This is a genomic window from Methyloceanibacter marginalis (genome assembly GCF_001723295.1).
GTDB lineage: Bacteria > Pseudomonadota > Alphaproteobacteria > Rhizobiales > Methyloligellaceae > Methyloceanibacter > Methyloceanibacter marginalis.
In genome coordinates this window covers 1-1957 of sequence record NZ_LPWD01000125.1, presented here as the reverse complement: position 1 = coordinate 1957, position 1957 = coordinate 1, and the positions used below count along the sequence as shown (strand labels likewise).

Here is a 1957-nt window from a genome sequence, read left to right as displayed (position 1 = left end):
CCGCCGCCGAGGCCCGCGTGGAGCTGGTCGAGCAGCCGCTGCCGGCCGGAAACGACGCCATGCTCGGAGCCATCGCGCGGCCCGTGCCCGTCTGCGCCGATGAATCCGTGCATGACCGCGCCTCCCTCGAAGCGCTTGCGGGCCGCTACGACGCGGTCAACATCAAGCTCGACAAGACGGGCGGGCTCACCGAGGCGCTCGCCGCGGTGCAAGAGGCCCGGGCGCTCGGCCTCAAGGTGATGATCGGCAGCATGGTCGCCACCTCGCTGTCCATGGCGCCTGCGCTCCTTCTCGCCCAGGACGCCGACTGGGTGGATCTCGACGGCCCGCTCCTGCTCGACCGCGACCGCGAAAATGGGCTCGCTTACGAGGCGGGCATGGTCTTTCCGCCCTCGCCCGCGCTGTGGGGCTGAGCCTCGGCCACCACGAGCCCGCCCCGCCAGCGCCGGCGCAGGCTGAACGCCGCGCCCGTTCCAAGGGCCGCCAGCAGCGCCATGATCGCGTAGGCCTCGCCCCCCAGCAGGCGATAGAGCGGCCCGCAGGCAAGAGTCACCGTGCCGAGGACGATGCCCGCCACCACGGCGGCGTAGAGGCCTTGGGCTGTGGCGGCGCGGTCCTCCGGCACGGCGTGGGTCAGAAAATGGATGGCGGCGAGGTGCGCGGCGCCGAAACTCAAGGCATGCAAGGTCTGGAGCAGACCCGTCGCCCAAAGCGGCGGGTCGACAGCCATGAACGTCCAGCGCAGCGCGGTGGCGAGCCCGGCGAGCACCAGGAGCCGTGTGCTGCCCGCATACGCCATCACCCGCCCCGACATGGCGAACAGCGCCACCTCGGCGGCAACGCCGATCGACCAGAGCGCACCGATGGTGCCGCCGGAGAAACCTTGCGCCTGCCAATGGAGCGAGCCGAAGGCGTAGAGCAGTGCGTGGCTTCCCTGGATCAGGCTGGCGGCGAGCAGGAACAGAAGAAAGAGCGGGGCATGGGTGAGCGCGAAGCCGTCCCTCAGGCTCAAGCGCCGCACCGCCGCGGTGTTGAGCTCACCCCTGCCCCCAAGGTCGCGCGGCACGAGATAGGAGCCCACCACCATGAGCGACGTCGCGATCATCAGCATGGGCAGCACCGCGCCCGGCCTCGACAACTGGATGACGAAGCCGGCCCCGAGGCTCGCGGCGATGAAGGTCACAGAGCCCCAGAGACGCACCCGGCCGTAGTCGAGTCCTTTCTTGCGGATGCCGCTGATCGCCACCGTCTCGATCAAGGGCATGATCGTGGTCCAGTTGATGGCGAGCAGAACGGCGGCAAGGAGCATCTGCCAGAAGCCGGCGGACAGCCATAGCAGCACGAAGGAGGCGAGCGAGCCCCAGGCCAGCGCGATGAGGATCAGACGCCGGCTGCCGAGCCGGTCGGCGGCGAAGCTGATGGCCGGCGTGAAGACGATGCGCACATAAAGCGGCGTCGCCAGCAGGATGGCGATTCTGGTCGCGTCGAGCGCGCGCCATTTCAGCCAGACCGGCAGGTAGGGCAGATAGCAGCCGACCACCAGGAACAGCGCGGCATAGAGAAAGCCGAGGCGCCAGGCGAGGGACGGCCCCGTTTCGGCTGTTGAGGCCCGGCTTACCATGGTCGTTAACGAATCCCCTGCCCTGCGGCTGCTACGTTCGGGCCTTACGCCGAATCAGATAGCTTCGCCATCACCATGCCGGAACGTGCGCCACGCGGCGCCCAGACATTGCAGCAAAGCGCGCCGCCGCCCCAACAGGGGTTGGCGCACGACTATGCCGCCATCGAGGCGACCTTGCGCGATTCTCCGCTCGGCCGCTGGTTCCTCGCCGAATACGCGCGCCGCAACCGGACGCCCGAGACGCAATTGCTGCTCGACGCCATCGCCAGGCTCGAGGCGGCGGTGCTCAAGCCGCAACGGCAAAGCGGCTTCTCCGGCATTCTCGCCGAGCTCGCG

Annotated in this window: 2 protein-coding genes and 1 pseudogene; 2 read left to right on the top strand and 1 reads right to left on the bottom strand. The window is 69.2% G+C overall.

Annotated elements, in window-relative coordinates; genetic code table 11:
* Positions 1 to 413 (top strand): enolase C-terminal domain-like protein (locus tag AUC71_RS05705; RefSeq protein ID WP_280139285.1); only part of this gene is annotated, 413 nt, incomplete at its 5' end.
* Here AUC71_RS05705 and AUC71_RS05700 read toward each other — a convergent pair.
* Entirely contained in the window at positions 365 to 1621 is a 1257-nt protein-coding gene (locus AUC71_RS05700; protein ID WP_069623489.1) for an MFS transporter, read from the bottom strand. The genes AUC71_RS05705 and AUC71_RS05700 overlap by 49 nt on opposite strands.
* 75 nt (positions 1622 to 1696) lie before the next feature.
* Here AUC71_RS05700 and AUC71_RS05695 point away from each other — a divergent pair.
* Positions 1697 to 1957, top strand: a pseudogene (locus AUC71_RS05695) (hypothetical protein); the annotation flags it as partial.